Below are 18729 nucleotides of genomic sequence, written 5' to 3' on the forward strand. Positions count from 1 at the left end.
CTACTTTGCATAATAAATCAATTGTTGCGATGATTCATCAATCATCACTTGTTGATTATATGCTAAATAGTCCAATTGTCCAACCGTTTCTGAAATAGTAAGTGGTAATTGTTCTTTATATAATACCGGAAATAGTTTTACACATACTTCAAATGCTGTCATTGGTTTTTCCTTTAATAACTCAAGCACTTTAAAAGCACGTGTTTCTTGCTTTTGTAATCTCGTTTCAATAAGTTGTTTCACATTTAGAACATCTTCCCCATGCCCTGATAAAATGCGTGAAATATTCATTTCGCTTAAACGCTGTAATGTTTGATTATATTGTAGTAATGGGCGTGCCCGTTCTGTTTGCCCTTCATATGGTGGTTCTAGTATTGGATTCGAAGAAATATGACTGATGAGAGCATCTCCACCAATTAATATTCCATCAGATTCTCTATATAAAGAAATATGAGTAGAAGCATGACCTGGTGTTTCAAGTACTATAAATCCAGGCAAAGAATCAATACGATCTCCTTCTCTCACAGTATGCGTTAACGATCTATTACAAGAATATTTAAGTGTCCTCGTCGTCAATAACGACTCGTCTTTCAAAAATGCTGCTGGCACACCAAACTGTAAGGCCGTCTCTCTAAAAAATTCATGATACCGCTTTAAAAATTCTGGATTTTGTGTGATCCAAGGCTCATTCCAAGGATGTCCAATAATATTCGTCTTCTCAGAAAATATATTTAAAAGTCCACAATGATCTGCATGATGATGCGTAATGACTACTGTTTCAATATCTTCTATCGTATGTCCTAATGTACCTAATTGACTTTCTAACGCATTCCTTGCCTCTTCTGTATTCGTCCCTGTATCAATTAATGTTAATGTCTCCCCCTCAACTAAAAACACATTCACAGTTTCCACTGCAAATGGTACAGGAATCTCCATTCGGTGAATCGCCGTCATGCTTAGCCCCCCTGTCTCTTTCCGGTTCAAAAATGAATACTTCTTCAGTTTACAACTTCTATATATATTTGTCATTATTTTCAGATAAAAAGAGGTGTTTCCTATAAAAAAACGAATGTATGTACATTTATAAGAATTTCTAACCAAAATTAAAGGAGGAACATCATGTCTATTCAAAACATTTCCTTTCTCGGTGCAGGCTCTATTGCCGAAGCTATTATTGGTGGCTTGTTACATGCAAATGTCGTTAAAGGTGAACAAATTACTGTAAGTAATCGTTCTAACGAGACAAGATTACAAGAGCTACATAAAAAATACGGTGTCAAAGGTACTCATAATAAAAAAGAATTACTTACTGATGCAAATATTCTTTTTCTAGCAATGAAACCAAAGGATGTTGCAGAGGCGCTTACCCCTTTTAAAGAATACATAAATAATAACGTGCTTATTATTTCATTACTAGCAGGTGTTTCTACTCACTCAATTAGAAAACTACTTCAAAAAGACGTTCCAATTATTCGTGCAATGCCAAATACATCCGCAGCCATTTTAAAATCAGCTACCGCTATCTCCCCTTCAAAACATGCAACAGCGGAACATATTCACACTGCAACATCTTTATTTGAAACGATTGGTCTCGTCTCTGTTGTAGAGGAAGAAGATATGCATGCTGTCACTGCATTATCCGGAAGTGGACCTGCTTATATTTATTACGTAGTGGAAGCTATGGAAGAAGCTGCAACAAAAATTGGTTTAAAAGAAGATGTTGCAAAATCACTTATTCTTCAAACGATGATTGGTGCTGCTGAAATGTTAAAAGCAAGTGACAAACACCCTTCTATTTTGCGAAAGGAAATTACTTCTCCTGGTGGAACTACTGAGGCAGGTATTGAAGTATTACAAGAACATAAATTTCAACAAGCACTTGTTTCTTGTATTACACAGGCAACGAAACGATCACATAATCTTGGAAAAACATTAGAACAACTAACAAAAGAAAAATAGAAAAAGGAGCTCAAGTTTATTTGAGCTCCTTTTTCTATAATTACACTTAGTTATTGTTCTTCCCAAAAATCTCTTCTTGCAGGCGACGACCAGTCGGCGTTGCTGCAAGTCCACCTTCTGCTGTTTCACGAAGTGCTACTGGCATCGTTTGTCCGATTCTAAACATTGCCTCAATTACTTCATCACATGGAATTGTACTCGTTACACCAGCTAATGCTAAATCTGCTGAGATCATCGCATTTGCAGCTCCTGCTGCATTACGTTTTACACAAGGTACTTCTACAAGTCCTGCAACAGGATCACACACTAAACCAAGCATGTTCTTTAATGAAATTGCCATCGCTGTAGCTGCTTGATCTTGTGTTCCACCAGCCATCTCAACTGCAGCTGCAGCCGCCATTCCACTTGCTGAACCAACTTCAGCTTGGCATCCTCCTGCCGCACCAGAAATACAAGCGTTATTCGCAACAACCATACCGAAAGCTCCTGCTGTAAATAAGAATTCAATCATTTCTTCACGTGTAGGCTGCAATTTTTCTCTTAGTGCAAATAGTACACCTGGCACTGTTCCAGCAGACCCTGCTGTTGGTGTTGCACAAATAATTCCCATCGCTGCGTTTACTTCATTTGTTGCAACAGCTTTGCTTACTGCATCCAAAATCGTATCTCCAGATAAGCCTTTTCCACTCTTCATATACGCTTGAACTTTTACAGCATCTCCACCAGTTAAACCAGTTGGTGATTTCACGCCGCGAATACCACGTTCTACTGCTTGCTCCATCACTACTAAGTTCTTTTCCATACCAGCAATTACTTCTTCACGTGAAATACTTCTTGTTTCCATTTCACATTGAATCATAATTTCTGCGATTTTTACATTTTGTTCTTTAGCTTGCGCCACTAGTTCCGCTGCGTTCCGAAACATGGTGTGTCCCCCCTGCAATTATTCCATAATAGTTACTTGACAAATATTTTGTTGCGCTTTTATTTCTTCAATTACTTCATCTGCTAATAATTCATCTGTTTCGATGACCATAAGCGCTCTTCTTCCTTTTTCTTTACGAGATACACTCATCGTACTAATGTTAATCTCATGTTTCGCAAGGATTGAAGCTACCGCTGCAATAGCACCAAAGCGATCGTTATTTACAATAAGTAGTGCTGGGCTCGTGCCTGATAATTGAAGATCGAATCCGTTTAATTCTACAACTTCAATTTTACCGCCACCAATTGAGCAAGCAACAACTTCAATTTCATCTTCACCTTTATACAAACGAATTCTCGCTGTATTTGGATGAGGTGCATTGGCATCTTCTTCAATGAATTCCACTTCAATTTCGCGCTCTTTTGCTATTTCTAGCGCCTCTGGAATACGTAAGTCATCTGTTTCAAATCCTAATATTCCACCGATTAGTGCTACATCCGTACCATGCCCTCGATACGTCTTTGCAAATGATCCATATAACGAAATGCTTACTCTTTCTGGTTCATGACGAAACAGCTGGCGAGCAACTTGCCCCATTCTTGCCGCGCCTGCTGTATGTGAACTTGATGGTCCAATCATAACTGGACCGATAATATCAAATACTGAGCGATACTTCATCATAACTCCCCCTAAACCTCTATGAAAAAAATTTATTCTACTATTCTATTAAGCTGCTACATCTGTCGCTTTTCCAGTTGTACCACGAATTTGTTCTGCTATACGAATTGGATAGTTTTTGAATAAAAGTAATCCAATATAACCTGAAATAATACCAGTTATCATAATACATAAGAATCTTAGCATTATTTTCATTTAAAAATGATACAAGATAATCCACAATAAAGTCTGGTAGCAATCCAAAGTTTAACACAGAAGCCATTGCAAGCATAGCATAAACAAGTGATATAACCATTGCTAATGCAACTAAATTTGCACCCGCTATTCCACCTAGACTACCTGCTGATGTTCTGAACTCTTTTAAAGAGTGGTATACCAATTAAATCTCCACCACCTTATTAATAAAAAGCTTCAACTAAGGAACTTGCAATAGATACACTCGCTAATCATATCGTTTAGCTAAAAAGTGAAAAAGACTTATGACAAATAATAGTAATATCTTTCCTATTATAATTCTCGTGTTACTCTCTCATGATTTAGTCAACTTCACTTGTTACGATAATGACTAAAATACATGTGACTTATCATAAATTATAATCTGCCCTCATTATAGCTTGTTTTTTATAAAACGCTTACTTTTGTTGAATTTTAAAAGTTCTGAATAAAAGTCCATTTCTGCTATTTGTATCACTTGTATGTCATCTGACTTATATAACAGTTTTTCTAAATAATCATTATTTCGTATTTTTATCCTTTATATTCAAACCATCCTAATTTTCTGTATCATCCAAGTATAAGTATAAAATAATAACAGTTTTATTTTTAAATTTTTTTAGACATAAAAAAATGGTAACCCGCCGTTACCATTTTTTATAAAATTATCATTTTTCTACTGGGAATGATTTCAAATCCGTCGCTATTTCTGTATTAGAAAACAACTCTCTAGCCTCTTTCAATAATTCCTTATATGTATCTCCTTGATAGCGAGAACTAATGTGAGTTAATATTAGTCGCTTCGCATTTGCCTGAAGTGCAATGCTCGCAGCTTGCTTAGATGTAGAATGAAAATAATCATACGCTTGTTGCTCATCTTCTGCTGCGAAAGTCGCTTCATGGACAAGTACATCTGCATCTTGCGCAAGCTCCCTACTCGCTTCGCAATATCGCGTATCACCTAAGATAGTAATAATTCTTCCTTTTTGAGGTGGGCCGATAAACTCATTTCCATTTAATATCGTGCCATCCTCTAATTCAACTGCTTCACCATCTTTTAAACGTTTAAAGATTGGACCTGGTTTCACACCCATCTCAAGCAACTTATCAACTAAAAGAGCACCTTGTATATCTTTCTCTACAATACGATACCCAAAACATTCTATACCGTGTGACAATCTTTTCGTTTCTACATAAAATTCATTATCTTCAAATACGGTACCTTCTTCTGTTATCTCCACAACTTCAAGTGGATATTTCACATGTGTCGTACTTACCGATAATGCCACTTCAATAAATTGTTTAATTCCTTTCGGTCCATACACCGTTAAAGGCGTAGTTCCTCCTTGAAATGAACGGCTACCTAATAAACCAGGCAATCCAAAAATATGATCGCCATGTAAATGCGTAATAAATATTTTTTCAATGCGGCGCGGACGTACAGATGTATGTAATATTTGATGTTGCGTGGCCTCGCCACAATCAAATAACCAAGTTTGTCCTCGTTCTTCTAACAATTGTAAAGCAATTGCTGAAACGTTCCTTCCTTTTGAAGGAACACCTGCACCAGTTCCTAAAAATACAAATTCCACTTTCTTTCCTCCAGCTCTAAATATACTCTATCTCTCATCTTACGGAATGTTATTTCAAATGGCAAATTGAATTTACATAACCAATCATCTAGACAACTATATAACACGAACGTTATACTTAAAAAATTTAGCCATCGTTCGTGTTTTATGGTAAAATGATTATACTACATTTTAAGGGAGCGTTTTATTATGAAAGAAGTATTTCGTTTACAAACTGATTTTTCATCTTCATTTGATCGCTGGGTAAGTTCTTTCGTGTCTGATCACCCAGCACAATTAGAATGGACAACTTTAAAGGAATTAATCCATGAATATACAACATCACATACAAATGATACGTTACCAGCATATATTTCTTCAGCTTTAACATATTACGCCCAACGTGTTTCAACTACAAACAGTTCAGAGATTGTTATTTTTGAAAACCCTACAATCTCGTAATCTATAATAAAAAAGCACTGGTTACAGTGCTTTTTTATTTATACTTATTTAACAAATGATCATATTCCGTCCAAAAGTCGGTATACATACTTCGCTCAAACTCATTTGAAATTATCTTTTCACTTGATTTATTAAATAATTCTTTTGCTTGTAGTGCAAAAGAAGCAATTTGTTTTCTATATTCATTTTCATTCAATTCTATATGAAGTCCTTCATAGTAGATAGCCTTTTGATTAGTAGAAATAACTTTGACAAAGTCCTTTAAAATCACGTTTTCACCTATATGGTTTATAGTCCAATGAATTGAAATTGGGCATCCTAACATGAGCATAGTGCCACATCCGTGCAAAATAAGCCCCGCTTCATTTTCAATATCACAAATATATTCTTTATCTAAAGTTCGTAACAAAGCTAAAGCTGATTCACTTATTCCCCATTCCTCATCCATACCTGTCTGCGTAATAATCGTTCCAGCCACATTTAAATATATTTCTCCATGAGAACATAAATCTTCATGCTCATTAAACAACCATTTTTGATTCTCAATATTTATAATAAAATTTTGTGGTCCCATTACAAATTCCCCTTTTATAAAAATATTTTTTCCATATTATTCATAATCAATATCATGCATTTCATCCCACATATCTATTATAAATCTGTTTAATATTTTAAAAACACAGATAAAAAAGATATTGACACTACGATTTTACAGTGCTAACATTCAACATGTAATTGAATATGGTCTCTGTTAGGTGAGGCTCCTGTATAGAGAAACGCTGCTGCCCAAAAATGTCGAGAGACGCCAATGGGTCAACAGGAAAGGTCGGAATGAAGGCCTTTTTTAACGTAGCTGGTTTCAGTACCTATGCTATACAGTGCTAAAACTCAACGAGGGAGAGGTGCATGTATTTTGTCATACACAAAAACTGTTTTTATTTATGTCTACTAACAGTCTTTGTTGTGGACTCTTTTAACTGCGAATTCAGACCTTTACTCGTTTTGAGTAAAGGTCTTTTTACGTCTATATGCACCTTACTATGAAACAAACATAGCATATTCAGAAACTACTAAATTGTACGGAGGTGAGGAACAGTTGGCAATTGATGATTCGGCCCAGATACCCATACGTTTTACATTCATATTTCATCATGTAGGTAGGAAAGAAACTGTTCCTCACCATTTCAAATAGTTAGGTAACAGATTGTTTCCTCCTTCATGACAGAGGAGGAACTACCGATGTTTAATTTACAAAGACAAGAAACAAAGCATGCTTATGAGCAAGATAGCATGAAAACAAATAACGAATTATTAGTGGAGGTTGCAACACAAGATGTAAGCTCTGCGTTAAAACTTTTAGAAACAACACAAGATGGATTATCTAAACAAGAAGCGTCTCGTAGACTTTCTTTATATGGTCCGAATGAAATAGCTCATAATAAAATGGCGCCGTGGTACATTCAATTTCTATTGGCATTTAAAAATCCATTTATTTTCGTTTTATTAGCTCTTGGAGCACTCTCCTTTTTCACAGATGATATGCAAGGAACGATTGTCGTATCTGTAATGGTCCTACTTAGTGCAACGATTCGGTTTTCCCAAGAATTTCGTTCTCAAAAAGCTGCCGATAAGTTAAAAGCTATGGTTCGAACAACTGCGAGCGTATTTAGAATAAATGGATTTGTACATGAAACAAAAAATGTAAAGAATTTAAACCGAAATTACACAACAGAAATTCCAATTGAGGAACTTGTACCTGGCGATATTATTTCCCTTTCAGCTGGTGATATCGTTCCAGCTGATGTGCGTGTTGTATCCGCTAAAGATTTATTTGTTAATCAATCTTCTTTGACAGGGGAAGCACTTCCTGTAGAAAAATACGAACACTGCTACCATACAGAAAATAAGCATATCTTACCGAAAAACATGAAAAAAAATTACAATCCACTCGATATGGAAAACCTTTGTTTCATGGGAACAAATATTGTAAGTGGTAGCGCAAAAGCTGTTGTCATCTCAACAAGTACCGATACGTATTTCGGCTCTTTAGCAAATAAGGTAATTGGAAAGCGTGTAGAAACAAGCTTTGATAAAGGTGTAAACAAAGTAAGCTGGCTCTTAATTACATTCATGCTTATTATGGCACCTATCGTCCTTCTCATTAATGGATTCACAAAAGGAGATTGGCAAGAAGCTTTCTTCTTCGCTATTGCCGTTGCTGTTGGCCTTACACCTGAAATGTTACCAATGATTGTAACTGCTAATTTAGCTAAAGGTGCCGTTAACATGTCTAAACAAAAAGTAATTGTAAAACAGCTAAATTCTATTCAAAACTTAGGTGCTATGAACATTCTTTGTACAGATAAAACCGGAACTTTAACAGAAGATAAAGTGGTCCTTGTTCGTCACTTAGATCCCAAGGGAAATGAATGCAATCGCGTCTTGCAATTTGCCTATTTAAATAGTTTCTATCAAACTGGATTGAAAAATTTAATAGATAAAGCTGTTATTAAGCATACAGAGGAAAACAATAAATTTAATCCATCAGCTTTTCAAAAGCTAGATGAAATTCCATTCGATTTCGCCCGCCGGCGTATGTCAGTTATCGTAAAGGATATTTCAGGTGAACATACAATGGTTTGTAAAGGTGCCGTAGAAGAAATTTTATCAATTTGTAACTACACCGAAGTGGATGAAAAAGTCGTTCCACTCACCGAGGAAATACGTTCAAATGTCAAAAAACTAAGTGAGACATTAAATAGTGAAGGTATGCGGGTTATTGCTGTGGCTTATAAAAAAGATAGAAGAATAAATGATACAGAGTACGCAGTAAAAGACGAAACTGATATGATTCTCAGTGGATATATCGGCTTTTTAGATCCACCGAAACCATCTGCAGCAGCTGCAATTCAAGCATTACAAAAACATGGTGTACAAGTGAAAATTTTAACTGGCGATAACGAAATTGTTACAAGAAAGGTTTGTAAAGAAGTTGGATTAGATATCGGCGAACCAATCCTCGGTTACGAGATTGATTCTTTACCAGATAAAGCATTAGCAAAACTTGCTGAAGAAACGACTGTATTTGCGAAGCTTAATCCAATGCAAAAATCTCGTATTATACACGCATTACAAGGAAATGGACACACTGTAGGTTACATGGGAGACGGCATTAACGATGCTGTAGCATTACGTGAAGCTGATGTCGGAATATCTGTTAATACTGCTACTGATATTGCGAAAGAAGCTTCCGATATTATTCTACTCGAAAAAAGTTTAACTATATTAGAAGCAGGTATTTTAGAAGGACGTACTACATTCGGAAATATTTTAAAATATATTAAGATGACAGCTAGCTCTAACTTCGGTAATGTGTTTAGCGTGTTAGTAGCAAGTGCTTTCATTCCTTTTTTACCGATGCTTGCCATTCATCTTTTAATTCAAAACTTACTTTATGATATTTCACAACTTTCTATTCCATGGGACAAAATGGATAAAGAGTTTCTAGAAAAACCACGAAAATGGGATACTGCAAACTTACGAAGCTTCATTATTTGTATCGGCCCAATTAGTTCCGTATTTGATATTATCACATACGTAGTCATGTGGAATGTATTTGGTGCAAATACACCGAGCGAGCAATCATTATTCCAGTCCGGTTGGTTTGTCGTTGGATTGTTAACACAAACTTTAATTGTTCACATGATAAGAACACAAAAGATTCCATTTATTCAAAGCACTGCATCAACACCAGTCGTTTTATTAACCGCTCTTATTATGGCAATCGGGATTTATATTCCATTCTCACCACTTGGTGCAGCCGTTGGTTTGCAAGCATTGCCACTTAACTACTTCCCTTGGTTAGTAGGAATACTATTAGGCTACGCTTTTTTAACACAGTTCCTAAAAAAGCTTTATATTAAAAAGTTTCATAGCTGGTTGTAAAAATAAGAATGAGTGGGTATTCCCCGCTCATTCTAAAAAACATAACACATATTTATATATGGAGGTGACCATGATGGTATGGTACGACATTGTATTCAGATTAGTTATCGCAATTATTGTAGGAGCTTGCATTGGAATGGAAAGACAATGGAGACACCGAATGGCTGGGTTACGGACAAATGCTCTCGTATCACTTGGTGCCTGTATATTTGTTTTATTATCCGTCATGCTTGATCATGATGCTAGCCCATCCCGCATTGCTGCTCAAGTCGTTAGTGGCATTGGCTTTTTAGGGGGTGGCGTTATTATCCGCGATGGTTTTAGTATTAGAGGGCTAAATACGGCAGCTACTTTATGGTGTGCAGCTGCTGTCGGTACTCTTACAGGCGCCGGTTTCCTCGTTGCAGCTATATTAGGTGCAGCCGGCGTGTTACTAGCAAATATACTTCTTCGCCCAATTGCTCTTTTTATGAATAAAAAATCAAAAGAAGAATCACCAGAACAAACGAACTACTTACTTTCCCTTACTTGTTCAGAAGAACATGAAGCACATATTCGTTTTTTACTTATGCATATGGTAAGTACAGAAGGGCTCCGTTTAAAAGAATTGTATAGTGAAGATGTAGATTCTAATCAAAAAGTTTGTATACAGGCTACATTACATTGCAAGACAAATGCGGCTATCTTAATTGAAAAAATAGTAAGTAGAATGCTATTAGAGTCTGGCGTTACTGGAGCTGGATGGAAGACTTCTTTAAATTTAGAAGCGAGTTAAATAGGAAAGGTGTCATGATTTTACTACTTCATGACACCTTCTACATAAACTTATTTTCTAACTTTTGTTGAAACGACTTCTCTTGCTTACGTAGTAGTTGACTACCTCGTTGTAAAATCGGTGTTCCATACTTATCATTAATTTGATCAATGACAGCAAGTAGTGGCTCTTTTTTCGCATCCTCTTCAAATGAAAACAAATCTAATTGTTTCACCGATTCTGTCTTCCACTCTATTTCAGTAGCTGTAACACCTAGTAAACGAACGGAATCACCATCCCAATGTTGCTTCCATAAACGGGATGCTGCTTGAAAAATATCGCGTTCTTCCCAAATTGCATTTTTCAATTGCTTACTCCGTGTTACTGTTCGCCTATCATGGTATTTAATCATAATTTGAATATTATAGCTGACAAGGGTTCGCTTTTGTAATCTTTTACTCACTGATTTTGATAAACGTTCTAACATATCAAGCAATTCTTTCTCTTCATCCATATCCTTTGAAAAAGTCATCGAGTTACCGACACTTTTATGTTGGCCCATTTGACTCGGATCCACTTCCCTATCATCCGTACCTTTTGCACGCTTTTGCAAATCAATACCGTGCTTCCCAATTTTAGCGCGAATGATATGCTCGTCTCCCTTCGCTAACTGTTCAATTGTATGTATATGAATTTCATTTAATTTTTCAGCTGTTTTTTCTCCAATCCCATGCATTGCTTCAACTGGAAGTGGCCAAATCATTTCTGGAATATCACGTTTTCGAAGTACGGTAATACCGAGAGGTTTTTTCATATCAGAAGCTGTTTTTGCTAGGAAAAGATTTGGAGCAATTCCGATACTACACGGAAGCTGCAACTCTGTTAATAGTGCTTGTTGAATCATCTTTGCTATTTCAAGAGGCGAACCAAGTGCGTAGCAATCTGTAATATCTAAATATCCTTCATCTATTGAGACTGGTTGTATCTTTTCTGTAAAACGGGAAAGGACTTGAAACATTTGAAATGAAGCTTCGCGATATAATGTGAAATTAGGACGCCTTACAACTAATTGCGGGCATAACCTTTTCGCTTCCCAAAGGGGCATCGTCGTACGTATTCCGTATTCTCTCGCCTCATAACTACATGTTATAATAATTCCTTTTCTCTCTTTTTCATTTCCAGCAACCGCTAATGGCTTTCCTTGTAATGATGGATCATGAGCAATTTCAACAGATGCGAAAAAGCAATTCATATCTACATGTAAAATAACACGACCATTTTTCGGATACATTTCTCGCATAGTACTCACTCCCTAATCAGAACGTTCGTTCTTTCATTATATCAAATTTTGCACAATAGTTATAATAATTACTTGTTCTTTTTTATAATCGATATAAAGAGGATATATATGTGAAAGGGTCTGATTATGATGAGATCAACTAATAAAGTGAAACTTTAATCAGCCCTCACCTAAATTCTTTACTTTCGCTGAATTTTGAGGTGGGGGGGCTTACTGTCCGGCAAATAGCGGGATAAACTCAATTATACATTCCTTGTAGTTATATTAATCATTGCAATTAATTATTTACTACTTCCGATTTTCAATATGAATACGTTAGGATTATTCCTTCGTCTAGTACATGTAGCAACAACGTATATACTTCCATAGGTTTTCTTATATTGGCTTATACGTCTTGTCAAAGCAATCGAATCAAAATAAAAAGCGTGTAAATCACAATTGATTTACACGCTTTTTCTATTCCATTACTTCGCTACTTCTTCAATAATTGCAACAACTAATTCTGCTGTTTTTGCTAATTCTTCAACAGGAATCTTCTCGTTTGTTGTATGAATTTCTTCATAACCAACTGCTAAGTTAACTGTTGGGATACCATGTCCTGCAATTACGTTTGCATCACTTCCGCCACCACTTTGGTGAAGAGAAGGTGTACGACCAATTTTTTCAGCTGCACGTTTTGCAACTTCTACAACATGATCACCATCAGCAAATTTAAATCCTGGGTACATAACGTTTACTTCAACGTCTGCATGCCCGCCCATTTCTTTTGCAGTTGTTTCAAATGCTTCTTTCATTTTCGCAACTTGTGCTTCCATTTTCTCATTGATTAAAGAACGAGCTTCTGCAAAGATTTGTACATGATCGCAAACGATATTCGTTTGTGTACCACCTTCAAAACGTCCAATATTTGCAGTCGTTTCAGAGTCAATGCGACCAAGTGGCATCTTCGCAATTGCTTTCGCTGCGATAGTAATTGCAGATACACCTTTCTCCGGCGCTACACCAGCGTGAGCTGTTTTCCCGCGAATAATTGCGTTCACTTTCGCTTGTGTTGGAGCTGCAACAACGATTTCACCAACTTTTCCATCGCTATCTAATGCGTAGCCATATTTCGCTGTAATACGCTCACGGTCTAATGCTTTTGCACCAACAAGACCTGATTCTTCTCCGACTGTAATAATAAATTCAATTTTACCATGAGGGATATTTTTCTCTTTTAAAACACGGATTGCTTCGAACATTGATGCTAATCCAGCTTTATCATCCGCACCTAAAATTGTTGTACCATCTGATACGATATATCCATCTTTAATAGAAGGCTTAATTCCATTACCAGGAACTACTGTATCCATATGAGAAGTAAAGTAAATTGTATCAACACCATCTTTTGTTGCTGGTAAAGTACAAATTAAGTTACCTGCACCATGACCAGTTACAGCCATTGTGTCATCTTCAAATACTTCTACACCTAAATCTGTAAATTTCTTCGTTAATACTTTGCAGATTTCTGCTTCAAATTTCGTTTCAGAATCTACTTGTACTAATTCCATAAATTCATTTACTAAACGTTCTTGATTAATCATAAGACTGCGCCTCCTGCACTACCATTATGTATGTAACACTATTAATTATAACAGAATTTCGCAAAAGTTTCGAAATACAAGACAAAAAACAGATGGTTTACATGTCTAGATAACCATCTGCTTTCTATTACTCATTTAACAATACCCAGCGCATATGATCTTCCCACACGCCATTTACCATTAACATCTTCCTAGATACGCCTTCATATTGAAAACCTATCTTCGTTACTACTTGTATAGATGCTAAATTACGAGGCATAATCGGAGCTTCTATACGATGTAACTGAAATTCCCCAAAAGCAACTTGAATTGCTTTTCTAAGCGCTTCTGTCGTATACCCTTTGTTTAACTCTGCTTTATCTAATTTATAACTGAGTACACAAGATTGATAAATGCCACGAACGATTAAATTAAATGAAATACACCCAATTATTTTCGTATCATCACCCTTTTTAAAAATCCATAGTCTGATGATTTTCCCTTCTTCGAACTCTTTTCTATCCTTTTGCAACTTTTTCTTTTGATAATCTAGCGTAAAAAAATCATCCGGTCTATACTCTTCCCAAGCTTTTAAAAATTCACGATTTCTGTCGTAATATTGAAGAACTGTTTCAGCATACGACTCATCAATTTCCCTTAAGTATAAACGATCTGTTTCGTATATTTTCATCATCGTATCTCCATTCTTCAGCTTGCCCAACTAAAAATTAACAATATACCCTTTTACTATATTCTCTACACACTCTCAAATTTCCTGTTATATTTTGCAATCCCCTCCCGAATTTTGTCCTCACTCTCCCCTTGTCCATAATTTCATTTCTCGTTACAATGAAATTGTACTGATTTGCAAGGAGGTATAACGATGCATAAAAAAGCTCAAAAAGTTATGGTTTATGTGATGCTAATTTCTATGCTTGTAACAACATTACTTGCTGGCGCGAGTATGTTTTGGTAAAAAGGGCGATGTGTTCGTCCTTTTTTTACTTTTTACACATAACAAAATAAACCATCTCGACATCGAGATGGTTTATTTTATATAAAACACAATCGCTACAATACTAAAGGAAAATGACATTACAAGCGCTATTACAAAACTTGTATATTGTTTCTGCTGAAATGCCCCAATAACAAAAGTGAGATTAAGTAATGCCATACATACAATCGCTACAAGATAAGAACATATATTAAAAGTTGCCAATATGAATGTAATAACAAATAGAAATCCCATAAAAAACTGCATATACGAAAGTTTTGGATTCAAGTACATATGAGCAACCCCTTTATCTAATTTTATCTTTCTATACTCTCATTAACGCACGGTTATGTACACATGTCAAGACAACTTATTATAATAGAAAAAGCCAACCTTTTCGTTGGCTTTTTCATATGCAACGGCTCCTTTTTCTTTTGCCAATTGCTGAAATGATTTTTTCGATTTCACAATCCATACTTTCGTTCCAATTGGAATGCGATCAAACAAATATTCCACATCGTTTTTCTTCATTCTTATACACCCTTGTGAAATATACTTTCCAATTGAACTCGGTTGGTTTGTTCCATGTATTCCATATTTACTTCCATCAGTTCCTCTTGCATTAAATCCAATCCACCTTGACCCAAGTGGATTTTTTGGCGATCCACCTGGAATATCCTTCGCAATGTAATACGGATCCTTTGCTTTCATTACAACATCAAAATTTCCTTCTGGAGTTAATTCATTCGTTTTCCCTGTCGCTACTGGAAAAACCTTTTGAATCTTTCCATCGTCAATGTAAGCTAATTTATTCGTTGCTTTATTTACAATAATAAAAGGATCTCCGGCACGTGGATTATCCCCAAGAGGCCAAATCGGCGATAAAGAAAGACATAATATGATAGAGAGAAGATACGGCATAGATAATTCCTACCTTCTATATAAGTTCTTTTATATTATCCTTTCCCTTAAAGCGACTTTTAATGAGTAAATATTGTTCCATTTCATACACAAGTTGAACAAGTTTCGCACGTATCTCAAATTCTTCGCGTGTAGCTGGCAATGGCATGTCTCTAAATAATTCCCTCATTTCTTGAAGCTGCCTTAAGGAAATAACGCCAGTACTCTCAGGGCTAATAGCATTACCAATGTTTTCAACAACATCTGCAATCATGTCAGCTTGTTCATATGTCCACGATAAAGAAGCTGCTAGTGGTATCATTCGCTCTAAAATTTCGAATTGTTGCATACGCATATTAAAATAACGATAGTAATAATCATCTTCTCGCATAAATGCATTCTCAAGTTTTTTAAACGATAAATCTCTTGCTTCATTTAACATATTCTCGGTTTCAATGAGTTCTGCTCCACTCCAACTACTTTCTCGATTTCGTAAATACACAACCATTTCAAACAAAATCGTTTTAAAATTATTCTCTATTTTATCCTGATACTCTTTTAGCTTATTTTCACTACTCGGCATATACATATTTACTAATAACGCCACGCTAATCCCTATCGTTAATATAGCAATTTCATTTCCAACTATAAGCCATGTAATTTGCTTCAATGAATATAGATGCATAACAATAACTGAACTCGTGACAATACCTTCTTGAATTTTAAGCATTACTGCAGTCGGAATAAATGTAAGTAACAATATGCTAATTGCAAGTGGTGTATAGCCAATCGTTTCAAAAATACAAAACGCGAATGCCATTGATAATACACACGCTAGAAAACGATGTAACGACACTTGAAGTGATTTGCGCTTCGTATTTTGTACACATAAAATAACTAAAATGCCTGCTGAACTATAAAATTCTAACCCTAATAACTGAGCAATAAAAACTGCCGCACCTGTCCCTATTGCTGTTTTTACTGTACGATATCCAATTTTAAACATATCATTACTCCTATATGTATAAACGTATTTACAGCTAGTATAAAAAAAGGATGACACAATGTCATCCTTTTCTACTTATTATTCACATAACCTTTTCATATTACAATATTTTTTGTAAAAATTGTTGCGCACGTTCACTTTTCGGCGCTGCAAAAAATTCTTCTGGCGCACTATCTTCTACAAGCTTTCCTCCGTCCAAGAAAAGAACACGATCTGCCACTTCTTTTGCAAAGCCCATTTCATGTGTAACGATAGCCATCGTCATTCCTGTCGTAACTAACGATTTCATAACTTCTAACACTTCTTTCACCATCTCTGGATCTAGCGCCGATGTCGGTTCATCAAATAACATAACTTCCGGTTCCATCGCTAACGCTCTTGCAATTGCTACACGTTGCTTTTGTCCTCCCGAAAGACGATTTGGATACGTATCTTTTTTATCTACTAATCCAACCTTTTCTAAAAGTTTCTCAGCTTTCTTTTCAGCTTCTTGCTTCGTTACCCCTTTTACATTGATAGGAGCATACGTAATATTTTCTAATACAGTCATATGAGGAAATAAGTGAAAATGTTGAAATACCATACCGACATTTTCACGAACATGCATAACATTCGTTTTCGGATTCGTTACTTCTTCCGTCCCAATCCAAATGTGACCATCCGTTGGTGCTTCTAACATATTCATACAACGTAAAAATGTTGATTTTCCTGATCCAGAAGGCCCTATAATTGCGACTACTTCCCCTTTTTCAATTGTTGTTGTAATTCCTTTTAATACTTCGTTTTTACCAAATGATTTATGAAGGTTTTCAATTTTAATCACTTTTCTTCATTCTCCCTTCAATTGCCTTCCCGACTAATGTAAGAATAATGACTAACATATAATAAATCAGTCCAACAAAAAGTAATGGTTCAAGATATTTAAATGTCTCACCGCCTACAATGTAAGCACGACGCATTAAATCAGTCGCGCCTATTACTGTTACTACAGCCGATTCTTTCGTAAGTGTCGCAAATTCGTTCACAAGCGCTGGTAATATATTTTTTAATGCTTGAGGGAAAATAATATTTCTCATCATTTTTCCGTACGGTATCCCTAAAGCCATTGCTGCTTCTGTTTGTCCTTTATCAACCGCTTGAATACCAGCACGAATTACTTCTGACATGTATGCACCTGAATTCAAGCTAAATGCAAGTACAGCAGCTAAGAATGCTGGTATTTCATAACCAATTATTTGTGGGACGCCGAAATAAATAATCATTAATTGCAATACAAGGGGTGTACCACGAAAAATTGATGTATAAAAATCTGCTGCTATATTTAATGCTCGTATTCTAGCAATTTTACAAAGTGCTAATAGCGTTCCTAAAATAAATCCTGCTAAAGCTGATACTGCTACAATTTTCAAAGTAACTTCTAAACCTTTTAGTATATATGGTATCGAAGGCGTAATCGCCGAAAAATCTAAGTTCATTCTTTTCATTCCCCTCACAGAAAAGTGAAAGGCAGCTTATTTTCCGCTGCCAAACCATTTCTTCACTAATTTATCCATTTCTCCATTTTCTTGCATTTTTTTAATTACTTTATTAAATTCAGCTGTTTTATCACTGTTTTTCGGAAGGGCAATTGCTGCTCCAACTTCTTCTGGTGCTTCTTTAATTTCAATTCCTTGTAAATCTTTCATTTTCTCTAAATAATTTTTAGCAACTGTATCTTCTATAATTGCAGCGTCAAAACGACCAGCTTTAATTTCTTGTACAATTTCTGGTATACGGTCACGTCCCTCAACTTGGAAATCTACTTGTTTTTTAAATTCTGAAGCTTTCTCTTCTTGAATAGACCCTGTTTGTACCCCTACTTTTTTCCCTTTTAAATCCTCTACAGATTTAATGTTAGAATCCTTTTTAGAAACGACCATATTTTTCGCAACAAAATAAATATCTGTAAAATCAACATTATTTTTACGCTCTGCAGTTGGCGTCATACCTGCCATTACGAAATCAACTTTTCCTGAACTAAGAGATGCTAATAAACCACCAAAATCCATATCTTTCACTTTCACTTCATACCCAAGTTCTTTTCCGATATATTTAGCAACATCAACATCAAAGCCAATAATTTCATCGCTCTTTGACGCATCTACATATTCATAAGGTTTATAATCTGCTGAAGTTCCCATTACGAGTACTTTTTTATTTCCTTTTGTTTCTTTCGATTCCTCATTACTACAAGCGCTGAATATACTTACAATTAAAATAAGTGCAAACGATATTGATACTAACTTCTTCATCTTTCTTCCCCCTAATAATGTATATTTAAAAGTTTAATAGAATATTTATTCGATGTTTGTATTGTATCAGCACTTTTATTTTTATGCAATATATAAAATAAAAATAAATAACGAAACAATATAAACGCTGTTTGTTATGTATAAAATGATGCATAAAACAACATAACTA

Annotated in this window: 20 protein-coding genes and 1 riboswitch; of the genes, 5 read left to right on the forward strand and 15 right to left on the reverse strand. The window is 35.5% G+C overall.

Annotation, left to right across the window (positions count from 1 at the left end; all coding sequences use genetic code 11):
* The gene (locus HFD78_RS06440; protein WP_000125134.1) at positions 1-954 is read right to left on the reverse strand and encodes an MBL fold metallo-hydrolase; all 954 of its coding nucleotides are present in this window, start codon (positions 952-954) and stop codon (positions 1-3) included.
* 165 nt (positions 955-1119) lie between these two features.
* Between HFD78_RS06440 and proI the strand changes: the two genes are divergently transcribed.
* The gene (gene proI / locus HFD78_RS06445; RefSeq protein ID WP_000027253.1) at positions 1120-1959 is read left to right on the forward strand and encodes a pyrroline-5-carboxylate reductase ProI; all 840 of its coding nucleotides are present in this window, start codon (positions 1120-1122) and stop codon (positions 1957-1959) included.
* Positions 1960-2005: 46 nt separating this feature from the next.
* On the opposite strand, the gene sdaAA is transcribed toward proI, so the two are convergent.
* The 4 genes from sdaAA to rnz form a co-directional block, all read right to left on the reverse strand.
* Complete coding sequence (sdaAA, locus tag HFD78_RS06450) at positions 2006-2884, reverse strand: L-serine ammonia-lyase, iron-sulfur-dependent, subunit alpha (protein ID WP_000489461.1); 879 nt, start codon at positions 2882-2884, stop codon at positions 2006-2008.
* An 18-nt stretch (positions 2885-2902) separates the two neighbouring features.
* Positions 2903-3562, reverse strand: a complete 660-nt coding sequence (gene sdaAB, locus HFD78_RS06455; protein WP_000877445.1) for an L-serine ammonia-lyase, iron-sulfur-dependent subunit beta — start codon at positions 3560-3562, stop codon at positions 2903-2905.
* Positions 3563-3602: 40 nt separating this feature from the next.
* On the reverse strand, positions 3603-3887 hold the full coding sequence (locus HFD78_RS06460; RefSeq protein WP_048567782.1) for a hypothetical protein: 285 nt from the start codon (positions 3885-3887) through the stop codon (positions 3603-3605).
* Positions 3888-4443: 556 nt separating this feature from the next.
* Positions 4444-5367 (reverse strand): ribonuclease Z, encoded by a 924-nt coding sequence (rnz, locus tag HFD78_RS06465; RefSeq protein WP_000397453.1) that lies wholly within the window; start codon positions 5365-5367, stop codon positions 4444-4446.
* A 189-nt stretch (positions 5368-5556) separates the two neighbouring features.
* On the opposite strand from rnz, the gene HFD78_RS06470 reads away from it, so the two are divergent.
* Positions 5557-5808 carry a DUF3932 family protein gene (locus tag HFD78_RS06470; protein WP_000665709.1) on the forward strand — a complete coding sequence of 84 codons (252 nt, stop codon included), beginning with the start codon at positions 5557-5559 and terminating at the stop codon, positions 5806-5808.
* Between the two features lie 34 nt (positions 5809-5842).
* Here HFD78_RS06470 and HFD78_RS06475 read toward each other — a convergent pair whose 3' ends face one another.
* Positions 5843-6382, reverse strand: a complete 540-nt coding sequence (locus HFD78_RS06475) for a hypothetical protein (RefSeq protein ID WP_000529164.1) — start codon at positions 6380-6382, stop codon at positions 5843-5845.
* A gap of 166 nt (positions 6383-6548) precedes the next feature.
* Positions 6549-6716: riboswitch (M-box (ykoK) riboswitch) on the forward strand.
* 331 nt (positions 6717-7047) lie between these two features.
* Between HFD78_RS06475 and mgtA the strand changes: the two genes are divergently transcribed.
* Positions 7048-9753, forward strand: coding sequence for a magnesium-translocating P-type ATPase (gene mgtA / locus HFD78_RS06480; RefSeq protein WP_000482691.1), 2706 nt, complete (start codon positions 7048-7050; stop codon positions 9751-9753).
* 73 nt (positions 9754-9826) lie between these two features.
* Positions 9827-10528 carry an MgtC/SapB family protein gene (locus HFD78_RS06485; protein ID WP_000262341.1) on the forward strand — a complete coding sequence of 234 codons (702 nt, stop codon included), beginning with the start codon at positions 9827-9829 and terminating at the stop codon, positions 10526-10528.
* A gap of 40 nt (positions 10529-10568) precedes the next feature.
* On the opposite strand, the gene HFD78_RS06490 is transcribed toward HFD78_RS06485, so the two are convergent.
* The 3 genes from HFD78_RS06490 to HFD78_RS06500 form a co-directional block, all read right to left on the reverse strand.
* Positions 10569-11807, reverse strand: coding sequence for a DNA polymerase IV (locus HFD78_RS06490; protein ID WP_001208856.1), 1239 nt, complete (start codon positions 11805-11807; stop codon positions 10569-10571).
* A gap of 464 nt (positions 11808-12271) precedes the next feature.
* Positions 12272-13390, reverse strand: coding sequence for a tripeptidase T (locus HFD78_RS06495; protein ID WP_000609803.1), 1119 nt, complete (start codon positions 13388-13390; stop codon positions 12272-12274).
* A gap of 127 nt (positions 13391-13517) precedes the next feature.
* Complete coding sequence (locus HFD78_RS06500; protein WP_001987197.1) at positions 13518-14063, reverse strand: GNAT family N-acetyltransferase; 546 nt, start codon at positions 14061-14063, stop codon at positions 13518-13520.
* A 189-nt stretch (positions 14064-14252) separates the two neighbouring features.
* On the opposite strand from HFD78_RS06500, the gene prli42 reads away from it, so the two are divergent.
* A complete protein-coding gene (prli42, locus tag HFD78_RS06505; RefSeq protein WP_000549040.1) occupies positions 14253-14345 on the forward strand; it encodes a stressosome-associated protein Prli42 in 93 nt (30 codons plus the stop codon).
* 72 nt (positions 14346-14417) lie between these two features.
* Here prli42 and HFD78_RS06510 read toward each other — a convergent pair whose 3' ends face one another.
* The 6 genes from HFD78_RS06510 to HFD78_RS06535 all read right to left on the reverse strand — a co-directional run bounded on the left by HFD78_RS06510 (position 14418) and on the right by HFD78_RS06535 (position 18560).
* A complete protein-coding gene (locus HFD78_RS06510; protein ID WP_000281167.1) occupies positions 14418-14657 on the reverse strand; it encodes a DUF3894 domain-containing protein in 240 nt (79 codons plus the stop codon).
* 66 nt (positions 14658-14723) lie between these two features.
* Positions 14724-15284, reverse strand: a complete 561-nt coding sequence (locus tag HFD78_RS06515; RefSeq protein WP_001146563.1) for a L,D-transpeptidase — start codon at positions 15282-15284, stop codon at positions 14724-14726.
* Between the two features lie 16 nt (positions 15285-15300).
* Positions 15301-16269, reverse strand: a complete 969-nt coding sequence (locus HFD78_RS06520; protein ID WP_000472665.1) for an aromatic acid exporter family protein — start codon at positions 16267-16269, stop codon at positions 15301-15303.
* A 100-nt stretch (positions 16270-16369) separates the two neighbouring features.
* Positions 16370-17092 (reverse strand): amino acid ABC transporter ATP-binding protein, encoded by a 723-nt coding sequence (locus tag HFD78_RS06525; protein ID WP_000590202.1) that lies wholly within the window; start codon positions 17090-17092, stop codon positions 16370-16372.
* A complete protein-coding gene (locus HFD78_RS06530; protein WP_001046915.1) occupies positions 17085-17744 on the reverse strand; it encodes an amino acid ABC transporter permease in 660 nt (219 codons plus the stop codon). The genes HFD78_RS06525 and HFD78_RS06530 overlap by 8 nt, the downstream gene beginning before the upstream one ends.
* Before the next feature lie 36 nt (positions 17745-17780).
* Complete coding sequence (locus HFD78_RS06535; RefSeq protein ID WP_000737665.1) at positions 17781-18560, reverse strand: transporter substrate-binding domain-containing protein; 780 nt, start codon at positions 18558-18560, stop codon at positions 17781-17783.
* Positions 18561-18729: the final 169 nt, after the last annotated feature.

The sequence above is a fragment of the Bacillus sp. EKM501B genome (genome assembly GCF_011800505.1).
In the GTDB taxonomy this organism is placed as follows: Bacteria; Bacillota; Bacilli; order Bacillales; family Bacillaceae_G; genus Bacillus_A; species Bacillus_A cereus.